This is a genomic window from Rhodococcus sp. NJ-530 (genome assembly GCF_003860625.1).
Taxonomy (GTDB): domain Bacteria; phylum Actinomycetota; class Actinomycetes; order Mycobacteriales; family Mycobacteriaceae; genus Rhodococcus_F; species Rhodococcus_F qingshengii.
In genome coordinates this window covers 5,949,159-5,964,997 of record NZ_CP034152.1, presented here as the reverse complement: position 1 = coordinate 5,964,997, position 15,839 = coordinate 5,949,159, and the positions used below count along the sequence as shown (strand labels likewise).

The 15,839-nt window shown below is 62.6% G+C and carries 15 protein-coding genes and 1 pseudogene; 6 read left to right on the top strand and 10 right to left on the bottom strand.

What is annotated here, in order from left to right; translation table 11 throughout:
* Positions 1–78 precede the first annotated feature (78 nt).
* A complete protein-coding gene (locus EHW12_RS27885) occupies positions 79–1,764 on the bottom strand; it encodes a dihydroxyacetone kinase family protein (RefSeq protein ID WP_164490603.1) in 1,686 nt (561 codons plus the stop codon).
* Between the two features lie 54 nt (positions 1,765–1,818).
* Here EHW12_RS27885 and EHW12_RS27880 point away from each other — a divergent pair, with 54 nt between their 5' ends.
* Together EHW12_RS27880 and EHW12_RS27875 are read left to right on the top strand one after the other, a co-directional pair.
* Entirely contained in the window at positions 1,819–2,682 is an 864-nt protein-coding gene (locus EHW12_RS27880; RefSeq protein WP_125052255.1) for a patatin-like phospholipase family protein, read from the top strand.
* On the top strand, positions 2,679–3,533 hold the full coding sequence (locus tag EHW12_RS27875; RefSeq protein ID WP_125052253.1) for an LLM class flavin-dependent oxidoreductase: 855 nt from the start codon (positions 2,679–2,681) through the stop codon (positions 3,531–3,533). The genes EHW12_RS27880 and EHW12_RS27875 overlap by 4 nt, the downstream gene beginning before the upstream one ends.
* 1 nt (position 3,534) lies before the next feature.
* Here the strand turns inward: EHW12_RS27875 and EHW12_RS27870 are convergent, their stop codons facing one another.
* Positions 3,535–4,545: a GntG family PLP-dependent aldolase gene (locus EHW12_RS27870; protein ID WP_007730456.1), complete on the bottom strand. Its 1,011-nt coding sequence runs from the start codon at positions 4,543–4,545 to the stop codon at positions 3,535–3,537.
* A gap of 335 nt (positions 4,546–4,880) precedes the next feature.
* Here EHW12_RS27870 and EHW12_RS27865 point away from each other — a divergent pair, with 335 nt between their 5' ends.
* The gene (locus EHW12_RS27865) at positions 4,881–5,411 is read left to right on the top strand and encodes an HNH endonuclease (protein WP_125052251.1); all 531 of its coding nucleotides are present in this window, start codon (positions 4,881–4,883) and stop codon (positions 5,409–5,411) included.
* A 19-nt stretch (positions 5,412–5,430) separates the two neighbouring features.
* Positions 5,431–5,688, top strand: coding sequence for a WhiB family transcriptional regulator (locus tag EHW12_RS27860; protein WP_007730463.1), 258 nt, complete (start codon positions 5,431–5,433; stop codon positions 5,686–5,688).
* Between the two features lie 4 nt (positions 5,689–5,692).
* Here EHW12_RS27860 and EHW12_RS27855 read toward each other — a convergent pair.
* The 7 genes and pseudogenes from EHW12_RS27855 to EHW12_RS27825 all read right to left on the bottom strand — a co-directional run bounded on the left by EHW12_RS27855 (position 5,693) and on the right by EHW12_RS27825 (position 11,958).
* Positions 5,693–7,113: pseudogene (locus EHW12_RS27855) on the bottom strand (DUF2252 domain-containing protein).
* An 80-nt stretch (positions 7,114–7,193) separates the two neighbouring features.
* Entirely contained in the window at positions 7,194–7,517 is a 324-nt protein-coding gene (locus tag EHW12_RS27850; protein WP_125052249.1) for a DUF6292 family protein, read from the bottom strand.
* Positions 7,518–7,586: 69 nt separating this feature from the next.
* On the bottom strand, positions 7,587–8,867 hold the full coding sequence (locus EHW12_RS27845; protein WP_241199061.1) for an NAD(P)/FAD-dependent oxidoreductase: 1,281 nt from the start codon (positions 8,865–8,867) through the stop codon (positions 7,587–7,589).
* Between the two features lie 45 nt (positions 8,868–8,912).
* Positions 8,913–9,395, bottom strand: a complete 483-nt coding sequence (locus EHW12_RS27840; protein ID WP_030536130.1) for an acyl-CoA thioesterase — start codon at positions 9,393–9,395, stop codon at positions 8,913–8,915.
* Between the two features lie 125 nt (positions 9,396–9,520).
* Positions 9,521–10,324, bottom strand: coding sequence for a class I SAM-dependent methyltransferase (locus EHW12_RS27835; protein ID WP_047269371.1), 804 nt, complete (start codon positions 10,322–10,324; stop codon positions 9,521–9,523).
* A complete protein-coding gene (locus EHW12_RS27830) occupies positions 10,321–10,977 on the bottom strand; it encodes a FadR/GntR family transcriptional regulator (RefSeq protein ID WP_125052245.1) in 657 nt (218 codons plus the stop codon). Before EHW12_RS27830 ends, EHW12_RS27835 begins: the two co-directional genes overlap by 4 nt.
* A gap of 78 nt (positions 10,978–11,055) precedes the next feature.
* Positions 11,056–11,958, bottom strand: coding sequence for an Lrp/AsnC family transcriptional regulator (locus tag EHW12_RS27825; protein WP_125052243.1), 903 nt, complete (start codon positions 11,956–11,958; stop codon positions 11,056–11,058).
* Between the two features lie 224 nt (positions 11,959–12,182).
* Here EHW12_RS27825 and EHW12_RS27820 point away from each other — a divergent pair, with 224 nt between their 5' ends.
* Both EHW12_RS27820 and EHW12_RS27815 read left to right on the top strand, forming a co-directional pair.
* On the top strand, positions 12,183–13,898 hold the full coding sequence (locus tag EHW12_RS27820) for an amidohydrolase (protein ID WP_030536127.1): 1,716 nt from the start codon (positions 12,183–12,185) through the stop codon (positions 13,896–13,898).
* Complete coding sequence (locus EHW12_RS27815; RefSeq protein WP_050656991.1) at positions 13,898–15,232, top strand: MFS transporter; 1,335 nt, start codon at positions 13,898–13,900, stop codon at positions 15,230–15,232. The genes EHW12_RS27820 and EHW12_RS27815 overlap by 1 nt, the downstream gene beginning before the upstream one ends.
* Before the next feature lie 137 nt (positions 15,233–15,369).
* Here the strand turns inward: EHW12_RS27815 and EHW12_RS27810 are convergent, their stop codons facing one another.
* Entirely contained in the window at positions 15,370–15,735 is a 366-nt protein-coding gene (locus EHW12_RS27810) for a hypothetical protein (RefSeq protein ID WP_007730475.1), read from the bottom strand.
* Between the last annotated feature and the right edge of the window lie 104 nt (positions 15,736–15,839).

Below are 15,839 nucleotides of genomic sequence, written 5' to 3'. Positions count from 1 at the left end.
AGACCGGTGCTTTTGCCCACGGGTCGTCACAAACGATGTGCTGTGGCTGCCAGATTAGTCACAGCCCCGAAGTGCTCGCTAGTGACCCACTGCACTGGCGAAGAACCACGCTATGAGTAGCGCTCCCGGATCGACTACTCCGCGAGCGGCTTCGCCCACAAAACTTGCACGTCCGCGGTTCGCGAGCATGGTTTCGGTCGACTCCGCCCCGGCCGCTGCGGCTTCCGCTGCGCTCGCCAGCGCAGCATCTCGATCGGCTTCCGAGCTCACGGATCGCTCCAACGACTCGACCGCCGGAACTATCGCGTCGACCATCGTCTTGTCGCCGACGCGTGCGCCGCCGAGCGAGGTGATGTTGTCGAGTCCCGCTCGCGCTGCAGCCGCGATCGCGCCGAGGTCGAGTTCGGAGTCCGCCGAGTCTGCGGCAACGCGGAAGAAATGCCGGAACCAGATGCCGAACAATGCGCCGGAGGTGCCACCGGCGTGGCCGAGGTACGCCTGTGAGACTGCATCGAATATCGTTGCGGTGGAGTACGTGTCACGGATCGCCGAGATGTCGAGTTGATCCAGTGCGGCCACCATGTTGGTCCCGAAATCGCCGTCGCCCGCTCGTCGGTCGAGATCGGTCAGTGCCGGTTCCTGATCCAGTACCTTCTCGGCCCAGTCCGCAATCCAGCTTCCGACGAAGCTGCTTTCGGCGGTGCGTGAGGTGTCGGGTGTGAATGTGGGACCGAAAGATTCGCGCGTGCCCATGCCGGTGTACTCACGCGCTATAGCATTCGGCCAGGCGGGCGCTTTTGTTGGTGCGTCCCATAATTCGAGGATTTCTTTGTCTGTGCGAACAAGGGTGATGGACGCGCCTGCCATGTTCAATGCAGTGACGAAGGTTCCGATCAGTGTCCGCTCGATGTGAATTCCCTGTTCGTCCAGATAATCTCCGAGTTCGGCGAACAGAAGTTGCAACTCCAGCGGGTGGGTGGCGCCGAGACCGTTGACGACGGCGATGACGCGGTCGCCTTCGGCGAGACTCAGGGACTTGATGATCGGGTCCGTCAGCCGCCGCACCAATTCCGGTGCGGGCAGGGCGTCCACGCGTTCTGTGCCGCGTTCGCCGTGGATGCCGATACCGAGTTCCATCTGACCCGCCGGCAAGTCGAACGACGGCTCGTCAGCCCCCGGCAAAGTGCATGGGCGAAGGGCGACGGCCATGCTCCGAGCGGAGTGCGCGACGTGTTGTCCGATCCGGGTCACCTCGGCCAGGTCGTCGCCGCGGGCGGCGGATGCGCCGCAGACCTTCTCCACCACGATGGTTGCCGCAGTACCGCGTCGCCCCGGGCCACTGCCGTCTGCGCGTTCGGTCGCGACGTCGTCGTCGACCAGGACGACGTCCGTATCGATCTTGTCCTCGCGTAGCAACTCTCGGGCGATACCGAAGTTCATCACGTCGCCGGTGTAGTTCTTCACGATGTGAAGGACGCCGCCGCCGGCGTCGGCAGCCTTGGACCCCTCGTGGATCTGAAGTGCATTGGGTGAGCTGAAGACCAATCCGGGGCAGACGGCTGTGAGCATTCCTTCGCCGATGAATCCGGCGTGCATGGGTTCGTGGCCTGAACCGCCGCCGGAGACGAGCGCGACCCGTCCGCGGGGAAGTGGCCTTGCGCGTGTGAGGTACCCAGGGTCGGGATTCCACGCGATGTCGTCGGTGGATGCGATCAAACCACGGAGTGCGTCGGGAACAAATGTCTTTGCGCTGCGCATGAACATCACTTCAGAGTAGGTCTAACGTCGACTTCGGGCACGGATCACGATCGACGAGAGGTGGACGGCGTGAAATTGGGGTTGGTACTTGCCGGTGGCGGCGTTGCGGGAATCGCCTGGGAAACAGGTTTTCTGTTGGGCCTTCAGGACAAATCACCGGACACTGCCGCTGCGCTGCTGACGGCGGACGTGTTGATCGGCACTTCCGCAGGTTCCACGGTGAGCGCTCAGATAGCGAGCGGCGTGACACTGCAAGAGCTTTTCGACGCACAAACAGCGGAGGCGACCGGCGAAATCGACCCGAAGGTCGATGTCGAGGTACTCGGTCAGATGTTCGTCGACGCGATCGCAGGATCGCAGGACCGGGCCGAGCAGCTCCGTTTGCTCGGCGAAGCAGCGATGAGAGCCGATACCGTCGAACCTGCCGTGCGTCGCGCGGTCATCGAGGCGAGGCTGCCCAATCGGTTGTGGCCCGACCGGGAGTTGCGCATCCCGGCGATCAACGCACAGACCGGTGAGTTGAGGGTGTTCGGCAACGCTGACGGCGTAGAACTGATCGACGCAGTCGGAGCAAGTTGCGCCGTACCAGGGGTGTGGCCGGTAGTCGTGATCGAGGGCGAGCGGTACATGGACGGCGGAATGGCGAGTGGCTCGAATGTTCATCTGGCTGCCGACTGCGATGTGGTCGTGGTTCTTTCACCCGCAGCCGACCCCGCCCCGAATCTTCTGGGCGGCAGTCTACGAGGGGAAATCGATGTGATGACGCCCTTGCCCGTGCTGCCTGTCTTCGCCGACGACGCCGTCGTCGAAGCGATCGGAACGAACTCGCTTTCACCGACAACCAGGCGCCCCGCAGCCGAACTCGGCCGCGAACAGGGCCGTCGAACCGCCGACGAGATCGCCGCGTTTCTGGTGACGGCATGAGCGCCGCACGGATTGCCGTCGTCGTGCGCCCGGAGCAATCTCCGGAAGATCTGGTTCGACATGCCAGGTATGCAGACGAAGTCGGTATCGACGAGGTCTGGTTGTGGGAAGACTGCTTCTTCGGCGGAGGAATAGCCACTGCTGCAACTGTATTGGCTGAGACCGATCGTGTGGGTGTGGCGATCGGTGTGCTGCCGACCCCGATGCGCAACACCGCGATCACGGCGATGGAGATTTCAGCGCTGGCCAGAGTTCATCCGGATCGACTACGGGTTGGCTTCGGTCACGGCGTTCAGAGTTGGATGCGGCAGATCGGGGCCAAAGCCGAATCGCCGTTGACCCTCCTGCGGGAGCAGTTCGGAGCAGTCGAGCGGCTACTGGGCGGTGAGTCGGTGACGGTGTCCGGTCGATACGTGAATCTCACGGACGTCACGCTGGCGTGGCCACCGGAGACGGTGCCGCAGTTGCTCGTCGGCGCCACGGGGCCAAAGACTTTGGCGCTCAGTGGCGAGTTGGCGCAGGGCACCGTGCTCTCGGGTGGGACGACCCCGGACGGCGTGCGTCGGGCGATCGCTCACATCGGGGCGTCGGATCACGAGGTCGTCGTCTACGTCATCTGTGCTTTCGGTTCCGGCGGTCGTGAGCGCGCCCTTGCCGAGGCCGCAGCGTCCGGTAGCGAGTCGCCGGAGGATGCGATTGCCGTGGGCAACGCGGCCGAAGTCGCGGCAGCAACACGGCGATGGGTTGCAGCAGGTGCAACCACCGTGGCACTCCAACCGACTGTTGACGAGCCGGATGTCCGCGAGTTCATTCGCTTTGTCGCGCAGGAGGTTCAACCCCTGGTGGCGTAGTTCAGAAGGTTACTCTGGACAGAACCGCGTCGATGTCGGCAGTGCTCACGTCGCGATGTGTCACGAACCGAACCTTCCCGGCAACGGTGACCGCGCCGACATCGACAGCGGCGAGCTGAGCAACGGTGACCGACGGATCGGCTGTCGCGGCCAGAACGATGTTGGTGGCAGGTTCGTCGACGGCCCAACCGCGTTCACGAAGCCCCGACGCGAGGCGCTGCGCGTTGTCGTGATCGTCGGAGAGGCGAGCTTGTGAGCGCAACGCGACGATGCCGGCTGCGGCCAGCACTCCGCCCTGACGAACGCCGCCGCCGAGCATCTTGCGGATCCTTCGGGCTTCGGTGATCAATTCGGGTGATGCGGCGAGTATCGAGCCGACCGGCGCACCGAGTCCCTTACTCAGGCACACCTGAACGGTATCGGCGCCGGAAGTCAATTCGGTGGGCGAAACATCGAGTGCAACAGCGGCATTCCAGAGACGGGCGCCGTCGAGGTGAATCTTCAAGCCGCGTGATCGCGCTGCGTCGACCAGCTTCGTCCATTCGGTCGGATTCATGACGGCACCGCCGGCGAAGTTATGAGTGTTCTCGAGACAGAGCAGCGTGGTGTTCAACGCGAAGTACGGGCCGGGGGAGCCCGCCGCCTTCACGACAGTCTCGGGGGTGGGACGTCCGGGTCCGCCGTCGTGCGGCAACGCCATCGGCATTCCCTGGGCGAGCCAGGCAGCGGTGCCCAATTCGGAGCCCAAGACGTGAGAGTGTTCCGGTGCCAGGAACTGATCGCCGCGGTGAAGGTGCAGCATCAGCGCAATCAGGTTGCCCATCGATCCGCTCGGCACCCACAGTGCCGCCGGTAAACCCAGAGTGTGCGCCACCTCTTCCTCGAGCGCCGCCATGGTCGGGTCGTGATCGAGGACGTCGTCACCGACCTCGGCGTCGGCCATCGCCTTCCGCATCTCCGCATCAGGCTTGGTGACGGTGTCCGAGCGTAGGTCGATGTACGACGAAGTCATGGCTCATTCGATCAAGCCGCGTGTTCCGGCGTCAAACCGCGGTATTTCCAGGACGGCTCTTCCGGCCTGATAAATCGATATCGCTGAGGATGCCTTCCGTGTGATGATGAGCGCCGGCAATCGCCGGTGACGAGAACAAGAAGTGGAAGGGGACAGGCATGCGCGACTGGAAGCAAGCGTTGCACCTGCGCGGGCACTCACCCCGCGGTATTTCCCATCCCGCATTCGGGGAACAGAGCGGCGCTGGATATATGCCGTTCCCCATTTCTTGCATTTGCTCCTGACCCGTCTTCGTGTCCAGGAGTTTCACTCCTCGACACGAACTGAGAACTCTCATGCGGAACCCGAACCGCGCACTTGCTCACAGTTGGATGAACCGCCCCGTCCGGGTACTCAACGCCACGTACGAGTACCTCGGTGAAGTGAGCGCCGATCGTGCGGTCGTCCTGATCGCCACCGGCTCCGCGCAGTCCACCGAAGACGTGACCCCGATATTTCCGGTGCGCTCCAAGCACGTCGAAATCCCACTGCCGAGGACGATCCTGCTCGCCGAGTACGTGTACGTTGCTCACCGGGTGACGGTCACCGATTCCAGTCGGGCCACTTTTGCCGGTGTCTTCGACCGGGACGGTCGTCAATGTGCGTACTGCGCCGCCCGGGCAACGACCATCGACCACGTCCAACCGAGAAGCCGTAACGGGCCCAACACGTGGGGAAATCTGGTGGCGTGCTGCAGTTCCTGCAATCAGCGCAAGGCGGATCGCACTCCGGCCGAGGCCGGTATGCGGCTGCTGTGGGAGCCGAAGGCACCTCGGCGCATCGAGAAAGTGCAGCAGAAGATCTGGCGCGAATTGAGTCGGACGTGACAGTCGAAGGGAGCCAGTGATGTGCGCTGACGAAATCTCCAATTTGGCTGAGCTTTTGCCGATCTCGGACGACCGGACGTGGTGGCAGGCGGAATGCCGAGGAGACCCCGAGCCGGACCGGTGGTTTCCCTTTCCGTCCGAGGGATACGACTACGCGACCGACGTGTGCAACAGGTGCCCGATTGTGGCTTCGTGTCGTGAATTCGCCTCTGCCACTGGTCAGACCGGAATCTGGGGTGGAGTGAAGTTCGAGCAGGGCAGGATTGTCGCGGCGTGAGGGATCAGATTCCCGGCTCCGCGGCGATCGTGCCGGCCGACACCGCCCGGCACAGAGCGTCGTGGTCACGCTCGGTCTGATCGGCGTAGAGCCGAGCAAACCGGGTGAGGGCGGTGTCGACCGTGTCCGAGGTTCCCAGGTAACCGGAAATCAGTGACGCGCCACTGGTTCGTGCGTGTCCCTTGGCCAGTAGGCGACCGCAGATCGCGACATAGTCGGTCAAGGCTGCTGCATCGATATTGTTCAGGTCCACAGAACCTTTCATGTTCCGGAACTGACGGACGTAGTACTGGCGGTCGTCCACGGTGCACCACCCGAGCAGTGGATCGCTGACTGTCTGGAGAGCCTGCTGGTATTCCGCGACGCGTCGTCCTTGGTGGTCGTGCCAGGCCGAGTCACCGTGCACGAAGGGTGCAACGACGGATCGGCGAGCCTGCTTGAGCTGCAAGAAGATGACGTCGTCCGGGATGCTCCCTTCGCACAGGGCCACATAGGCGCGCAGAGCGACACTCCCGACTCCGACAACCCGGTGCGCGACGTCGATGACGTTGTATCCCGAGACGACTCGGCGCCAGTGTGGTGCAAGGGTTTCGAGATACTCGTCCAGACCCTCCAGGAGGAAGTCGGTGTCCTGTGGCGTGAGTCGTGTTGTGAGCGGCGGGTTCTCGACCAACTGGCGCCGTCCGTGATCCTCGACGGTGAACCGCGGCACCGCATGGTCACTCGTACGCCGCCGGGCGCGCTCCGCGGCGCGCCTGATCTCGGCCAGCAACCCAGGATCGGTGACGTGGTCGGTGAGTCCGTCGAGATCGACCCGGTCGAAGGAGCGATCGAACAGCGGACGCTCGGAGAGCTTCGCCAAGTGGAGGCGATACGCGGACACACACGAGGTTGTTGCTGTTTCGCATTGAGCTTCGGTGAGACCGTTCTGCCGACCGGCCACCCAGATGCTCGCAGCCAGCCTTCGTAGATCCCATTCCCAGGGCCGGGATGTGCTTCGTCGAAATCGTTGAGGTCTATGACAAGTTCGCGTTCCGGAGATCCGTAGAACCCGAAGTTTCCGACGTGCGCATCTCCACAGATGACGGGAGTGATGCCGGTGGACGGCAGCTGCGCCATGTCCTCTGCCATCAATCCGGCGGTACCGCGCAGGAATCCGTATGGCGAAGCGACCATTCGCCCCACACGGATCGGAACCAACCAGTCGAGTCTTCCCTCGTGTGCCGTGTTGACCTGATCGACCGGGTCACGTCGATCGGATGGGGGCGTCCAGTCGCCGAGCGACGATCGCGCCACTCGCTTGCGCAGGCCTTTCCCGATCTTGCGACGCTCACTGCGGGGCGTCTGACGCGCCCGCAAAGTCGCCCTGCCGTCCGGTTCGTTCTCGAGAGCCAGCTGACCGGCAGGCCTGTTCAGCGGGTCCATGTCGGGCTCTCTTTCGTCGGGCGTGCGAAACTCGCGCTCGATCTTATGCCCGCCGGATTGTGCGCCGCGCGACGAGTTCCTTAACTACCCGCCTGGGCAATCAACTCGACAGCGCGGTCGGCGCACAGTTCAGGATCCGGCATTCTCCCGATACCGAGGCATTCGACAACGGCGAACGACGCATCCGGTGTGGTTTCCACGCCGAGCGCCCACCCGAAGTAGTGATTCCAGGCGAGTACGGCTCGGTGGCCACTGTGCTGCGGAATCTCGCTGCTCAGAACGAGTACTGCGTCGAACGCGGGGCCGTCGCACCAGATGACCGATTCGGCGAAGGTGGAGCTGGCGACGGCGACTACGTACCTGTGACAAGTCGATTCACTCGGAATGGCGATGTGTGCACGCATGGTCGCTCCTCCGGCTCGGTTGCGATCGGAGGGTTCCCCGTTGCCGGCGCCGAAAAAACGCTTGTCAGATTACGTCCCGGCCACAGATCTACGACGCAGACGGTGCCTGAGATGTTTTTGTGCTGCCCGCGCGACCGAGCGAGTCGAGAGATACTGTTCGGCCGGTATCAACCGGGAACCGAACAAGTAGAACCTTCGGGCTTCGTCGTGGTCGTGGGTGGCCGCGGAGATGAGCAGACGTTCGATCGCGGTGAACTTTCGCCCACCGGCGTAACCACTCATGTAGTCGATGTGATTCGTCATACTCGCTCTGGCGCTACGGTATTCGGTCAATGCAGCGTTCACGTTCCGATGTGAGTCGAGTGTGTCTGCCGGCGTCTCCGTCAGCATGTGCACGGTCGCATCGACCAGCATCTGAGCGGTCTCGAGTGCCCACGAGCATCCGATACCCCACAACGGGTCGTTGGTTGCCGCAGCGTCGCCGATGAGTGCGAACCCGTTACCTACGGGTTCGGTGAGGGTTGTGGAGAAGTGTTTGGTACCAACGATCTTCCCGACGATGTGCTCTCGCCGAACAAGCGGAGCGCCGGGTAATGCGTTGGCGTACTCGAGGAAAGCAGTAGACAGGTCGTCAGCGAACGAGCCGAGCTTGTCGAGGGCAGGGAAGACGACCAGCACGCTGATTCCGCCGTCGTTGGGGAGCAGATAGGCGACGTCGGGATCCATGAACCACGACAAGGACGTTTCTCCGCCGGGTCGTTCGAGTCCGGAGAGTTGGGCGAAATAGCTGAAACGCCCGTTGGATGCAGTCACGGAGTCGCAACGAGCGGATCGTGCGACGGTCGAATCCTTGCCGTCCGCTCCGACGGTCAATCGTGCTTCGACAGTGAAGACCGAACCCTGTTCGGTGCCGTAGACGCCTGCAGTAGTGCCGTTCTCGGTCAGCAGTCCGGAAACACGATACCCGAGAAGAAGGTCGACGTTCGGGTAGTCGTTCGCGAGTTGGCGCAGTAGGGGGTCGAGAGTTTCCCTTCGGACGTTGAACCCAGGTGGCGGTGAGTTCTCTGCCGCGTCAGGGGTGATCACTCCCCAAGGGGTCCAGAATGTCGGAACGGTTTCCACCATTCCCAGGGCGAGCAGTTTTTCCGTGGCGCCGAGTCGTTGCAAGATCGGGGCACCGCACGGTTGCAGGTGGTGAGTGCACAGGACTTTGTGCGCCCGGATGTCGGAGCGAGCGTCGAGAAGCGCTATCCGCAGACCTTGCTGGGCGTACATGATGGCGGCCGCGCATCCCGCGATGCTCGCGCCGACAATCACAACGTCATACTTTTCCCGTGCCTTCGAAGTCACTCGATCAGCTTAATGCATAAGGTTATAACTTAAATATGACTGGATTCAGTCATCGTGTTCGGGCGTTAAGTCCCGAACTGCGGCCCGGATGGACTGTTCACGAAGCTCGTTCTCTCTGCGCAGTTCACGACGCCGTCGCCCGGCCTCGAATCGCTGCCTGGCGATTGTTCCGGTCGGCCGGAGTTGGGGTACCTCAGCCGGTTTCCCGTCGCTTCCCATCGCCACCATCGTGAAATAGCAACTATTGGTGTGGCGAGATTTTCCGAGAAGAATGTCTTCGGTTTCGACTCGAATTCCGATTTCCATCGAGGTGCGCCCGGTGTAATTGACGGAAGCGCTGAACGTGACGAGTTCGCCGACATGCACCGGTTCGCGGAACACCACACGATCCACCGACAGAGTCACGACGTAGGTCTGGGCATATCGACTCGCGCACGCATAGGCAACCTGGTCGAGAAACTTCAGAATCGTTCCGCCGTGCACGTTGCCCGAGAAGTTTGACATGTCCGGCGTCATGAGGACGGACATGGACAAGGTTTGTTTCGATGCTTGCTGCGATGCTTGCTTCAATTCAGGTAGGGGGTTCGATTCAGACATCAAGCGGGCCTCTTCGGTTCGGTGGACGGTGAAGAGACCGTATCCGGCAAAGAGGGTTACCCGCGCGTTCGGAAGAGCGCGGTGTCAGAGTTCGGGACAGTGCCCGTGTGGAGGACGTATTCGCTGGTGGCGACGGGGCCGGCCGCGCTCGACCTGAGACAGGGTGCGAGCGCCGAGCGGAGGTGCGCTGACATCGAAGCCCAATTCCCTGCGCCTCGAACCGCCTCGCGAAAGTTCTTCAACGCCGGCGCCTGGTCGCACAGTTCCTCGACGGGATCCGAACCGGCTGGTAGTTGCCACTCGAGCAGGTGCGAGGCCGAGCTCACCGACTCCAATCCAGCTGCTGCCTTCTCGAATTCGCTCGGGCTCGACCATGTCGTCGGTAGTGGTGTGATGCCATTCCACGCAGAGGCGGCCTCCCTTCGGAGTGCTGCTGCCCACCCGTTCTCCGACCACGTTGCGACACAAATGCTTCCACCCGGGCGGGTCACCCGCATCATCTCTGCGAGGGCGATCGCAGGGTTGGGACAGAAGATGATCCCGAAGATGCTGACACAGGCGTCGGCGCTCGAATCCGACCACGGCAGAGACTGTGCATCGCCGATCGTGAAAGTGGGTTCGGTAGTTCCGGGGCGAGGAATCCAGCGTTCGCGCGCGACCTCCAGCTGGCTGGCGGAGAGGTCGAGTGCGTGGACCGCGATCCCGGACTGGGCCGCCGGGAGCGTAAAGTTCCCCGTTCCGGCGCAGACGTCGTACGCCGTGCTCACGTGCCCGATCGAGCGCAGCGCCTCTGTCGATGCAGGTGAGAGTTGTTCGGCAAGAGGGGAATATGCCGCACCGTTCCAGTTTCCCCGATTCACGACAAGCTCCTTTCGACTGCGTCGATGACCGTATCGAGCGCTGCGCCTGCCGCACGCGCTGCTTCGCCGGGGTTGCGTTCCTCGATGGCAGCGATCAAGGGTCGGTGCTCGTCGACGTGGAAACCTGGACCGACACTGACGGCGGACAGCGAATCCGTCACGGCGGCAAGGACTCCCCGGTAGACGTCGATCAGTGCGGAATTGTGGGACGCCTCGACGATCGAAAGGTGCAAGGCCATGCCGGCTTCGACAGTGAAGCCGCCGACGTGACCGGGGTGGGCATTCCAGGCTGCATGTATCCGCGCGAGATCTTCGGGGGTGTGGCGCTGCGCTGCAAGTCGCGCGGCTTCGACCTCGAGTCCGCGTCGCAGGCTCAGTACGTCGAGAACGTCACCTCTGGCGAGCCGGCGCCCGAGTAATCCTTCGACCGGCGACGCCGCCATGACGTACACGCCGCCACCGTGGCGTACGGACAGAACTCCGGCGTGGGCAAGCGCCCGTACCGCTTCGCGCATGGTGTTTCGGGCGACTCCCAATTCCTCGACCAATGCGGTCTCCGGCGGGAGTTTCGATCCGACGGGCCATCGACCGGTCGAGATCGCCTCCTCGATCGCCGCGGCGACGATGTCTACCTTGCGTCCGGAATCGGCCATGTATGTCACCTCGGATAAGTGGGTCAATGACTTGATCGAGGTTAGCGTGCCCGACCAAGTGGGTCAATGACTCGGAAATTACCCGCGTACGTCCAGGCTGCGGGCGTAGTGCTCCTTGAATACCTCGAGATGTGCCCAAGATTCCAAGCCGCTGACACCGTCGATCCCGCGGATTCGTTCGGACAGCGCATGCAGGTCGCTCGAGGAGTTGGCGGCAACCGTCGCGATCACGTCGTATCGTCCGAGGGTCCGGGCGAGGAATTCGATTCCGGGCAGCGACTCGATCTCCGATACCGCGTTGTCGTCCCGTGAGCCCAGATTGACGCCGATGCCCATCGCCAGCGTTCGGCCACCACCTCGCCGCTTGACGACAGCGCCGACGCGCAGTGCCGTGCTCGCGATCAGATGATTGACCCGGTTGCGCACGGCGCTCGGCGACAGTCCGGTGTGTTCGGCCAGCTCGAGAAAGGGCATTCGCCCGTTGCGCTCGAGCAGTTCGATCAACGCGACATCTGTCGAGTCGAGTCGGATATCGGCTTGTAAAGCGGTCTCGGGCATGAAGATTCCCTTGATGACGTCGACGTAGACCAGCGTGCTCACGGATCGAACGCCACGTTGTGAGCGGAGTTCGGCGATGGCACGGTACAGATCGTCGTGACTGGGCACCCGAAGTTCCGCAATCACGTTGTACTGCCCGCTGACTGCCGAGATGTAGACGGCGGCCTCGGATGCGATCAACGCGTCCAGCACCGGGGTCATCGGTCCGGACACTGCGATCGAGACGTGTGCAAGCGCCTTCAATCCGAGAAGTTCGGGGTGCGCGACGGCCACTACGGACACCGTTCCCGAGTCGAGTAGCGCCTGCACTCTGGTGGACACCGCCGCTCGTGGGGCGTCGACCGCCACGGACAGTTCGCGGTACGTCGCTCGCCCGTTGCGCTGAAGTGCGGCAATGAGCTTGGAATCGAGATCGAGCGTCATGGTTGCCCCAACTTTTCCAGAGATTTTTCTGTATGAGCTTCCTATTAGAACAGTCGCATGTGGCCATGGATGATGTGGATAAGTGCAGAAATGCTCGAAAACTCATACAAAAAAGTTGTATACCGCCTGGTCTGAAACTTTGATGCATTGCATAGCTCCAGGTCAGGGCGTAGTTTTCGCTCAACACGCAGTGACCTGCACCACCATCTCGACGAAGGACCACCATGCGCAAGTTGCACACGCACGAAGCCTCGCCTCTCGACGCCACCGGCACGATCTTCACCGGCGCCAAGATCCACACCGTTGACGACAGCACGGTGGGAGCCGAAGCGTTCCTGGTGTTCGGAAACCGCTTTGCAGCGGTGGGAACGCTCGAGGAATGCCGCACCGAGGCGCGTCGGCTGAGCACTCGCACAACCGCGGTGGTCGAACTCGACGGCGCCACCGTCGTCCCCGGCTTCGTCGATCCACATGCACACCCGTTGATGTACGGGCAGATGCTCAGCTGGGTGGACTGTGGGCCGGAGAAGGCACATTCCATCCCCGGAATCATTGCGCTACTTCAGGAAGCGGCGCTCACAGCACCTGCGGGCGTCCCGATTCGCGGATACGGCTACGAGCACCGCAACCTGATCGAAGGGCGTCACCCGCTCAAGGAAGAGCTCGATCAGGTGGCCACCGATCGCGAGGTCTACCTCATGAACGCGAGCGGTCACGGCGGCGTCGTCAACTCCTTCACTTTCGACAAGCACGGTATCGACGCGAGCACCGAGAATCCGGCCGGTGGCGAGTTCTTCCGAGATGAAGACGGCGAACTCACCGGTGAGCTCTCCGACGCCGCGTGCAACATTCTCACCGGCGTCAACGGAGTGAAGGTCGGCCATCACGGCCCCAACTTCCATCTCGAGGACGAGCCGGAAGAGCACCTTCGCCAGCTGTCGGTCGCTCAGGACAAGTTCCTGGCCGGTGGCGTCACCACCATCGGTGACTGCCAGGTGACCCGGCGTGAATTCGACATGTACCTGCGTCTGGCCGAGCAGGATCAGCTCAAGACCCGCGTCAGCATGTACATGCTCAGCCACCTCCTCGATCACGTCATCGACACGGGAATGCACGGCGCCTTCGGCAATTCGCGGCTCGCGTTCGGCGGCATCAAGTTCTACGCCGACGGCACACTCGGAGGCTGGACCGCATACTTCCCCGACGGCTACGTGGGCGACCCGTGCCGCACCGGGCAGCTCTACCACGAGCCGGCGGACTACTCGGAGCTGATTGCCAAGGCACATTCGGTGGGTCTGCAGACCGCCACGCACGCTCAGTCACCGACCGCCATCGACATGGTGCTCGATGCCATCGAAGCTGCGCAGAAGGCTCACCCCGACGCCGACGCTCGTCACCGCATCGAGCATTGCGGACTCCCGACGGCCGAGCAGATCGCAAGGATGAACCTGGCCGGTGTCTACCCGGTGAACCAGCCACAGCACTACTACAACTGGGGCGAGGGCGTCACCGCTGCGATCGGCACTCCGGGCGAGCGGTTCAACCCGCTCGGCGAGTTCATCGCTGCCGAAGTTCCCGTGACCATCAGCTCCGACGCCCCCGTCGCAGAGCCGAAGCCGCTCGAAGCAATTCAGGCAGCCGTTACTCGTGTGACGCGTCAGGGCCATCAGCTCGGCTCCGATGCACTCCGCATCACCGCCGACCAGGCATTGCAGGCTCACACCCTCAACGGTGCGCGTGCGCTGGGCCGCGAAGCAGAGCTGGGCAGCATCTCGGTCGGCAAGCGGGCCGACTTCGTCATTCTGGGCGCGGATCCCCTCGAGGTTCCGGCCGACGCGATTGCGCAGATCGAGGTCCGAGAGACCTGGATCGACGGCGAACTCGCACATTCAGGTCATAACCACCTATTGTCGAGCACTTCGACCACCGAGGAAAAGTAATGAACCGAGAGCAACAGATCGTGAAGGCCCGCAAGGCGGGATTTGCAGCCTTCGTCGGTACAACTATCGAGTGGTACGACTTCTACGTGTATGCCACGGCAGCCGCCCTGGTGTTCGGTGACATCTTCTTCCCACCCGGAACCGACCGCCTGACCGGCGTTGCGGCGGCGTTCGCGACATACGCCGTCGGTTTCTTCGCTCGCCCGCTCGGCGGAATCGTGTTCGGCCATGTCGGTGACAAGATGGGCCGACGCACCGCATTGGTGGTGACTTTGACGCTGATGGGTGCAGGCACGTTCCTCATCGGCATGTTGCCCACTTACGCGTCGATCGGGTTCTGGGCGCCGTTACTGCTGGTACTGCTCCGCTTCGTCCAAGGCTTTGCCGTCGGCGGCGAATGGGGCGGCGCGGTCCTGATGGCCGTCGAGCATGCACCCGAGGACAAGAAGACCTTCTACGGCGGTTTCGCTCAGCTGGGCAACCCGGCCGGCGCGCTCCTGGCCACAGGTTTCTTCAGCATTCTCTCCACCTTCGGCGACGACGCTCTGCGCGAGTGGGCTTGGCGACTGCCGTTCCTCTGCTCGGCGCTGCTGATCCTCGTCGGCTTGGTCGTTCGCCTGAAGGTCGAAGAGTCCCCGGTTTTCGAATCCGAGGTGAAGTCCGCGGACGTACCGGAAATGCTCCCGCTCAAGTACGCGCTGGTGACCAACTGGCGCCCGATCATCCTGGGCATCGGCATTCTGCCCGTCGCAGTCGGCGGCTACTACCTCGTGACGACCTTCATCACGGCATACGCAACCGACCCCGACGTCGGATTGTCGGAGACGTTGATTCTCAACGCGCTCAGTGTCGCTGCAGTGGTCGAATTGATCGCGACTCTCGGCGTGGCGTGGCTCGGCGACAAGGTGGGACGCGTCCGCGTCGTCATCTGGGGCCTTGCGGCAGTCGCGATTCTCGCAGCGCCGCAGTTCCTGGTGCTGAAATCCGGATCCGTGTTCCTGATCTTCCTGACCTTCGCTGTCATGCGACTGGTGCTGGCGGCCACGTACGGTCCGATCGCCGCTGTTCTGTCACAGATGTTCAAGCCGCAGGCCCGCTACACGAGCATCTCGTTGGCGTACCAAGGTGCAGGCGCTATCTTCGGCGGACTGTCACCGCTGGTGTCGACGCTGATGTACAAGGCAACCGGCAGCATCTGGCCGGTCATCGCACTGCTGATCGGCATGTGCATCCTGAGCATCGTGTGCCTGCTCTTCGCTCCGCAGCACGTGGACGAGGCGACCGATACCGACAGTGCTCAGCAGGGCCTGAACAAGGAATCGGCTTCCGCCTGATTGCCGAGAGTCGGCTTCCGCCTGACTGCCGAGAGTCGGCTTCCGCCTGACAACTGAAAACACGACAGCCGGGGCAGTACACGATTTCCGTGTACTGCCCCAGCTGTCGTTTCAGGTCAGTTGTCGCTCAGCGCCGGTTACGCGCCGACGAGATGGCGATGAAAATGATCGCTGCGTCGGTGGGCCTGGCTGAGATTTCTGATCTCACGCAGCCAGAAGTGAGACGCCAGCGTGTTACTGCTTCCGTAACCAGTGCCGGACGTGTCTTCGTCGATCAGGGCGACAAGCGCTTTGATCAGGCTGGTGACCTTGAGGTTGTTGGTCTGAGAATGTCGGAGCAACAGCTCGGCGGCTTCGTCGGTGCTGCAACGGTAGAGGGTGCAGACGATTTCGATACCGCGCTCGCGGATCCGGCCCGAAGTAGTCGGGATCCGTAGACCGTTCGTCGAGTTGCTGTTCGTCTGGTTGTTCGTGTCGTCGGGGTGAATCATGGTGTTGATCAAGGTATTCCTTTGAACCGCAGGGTCTTTGGGCCCGTGCGGTGTGTAGCGCATGTTGATACTGGTGCAGTCGGTACGCGATTGGCGGCGGACTCCGTCGGAGCCTT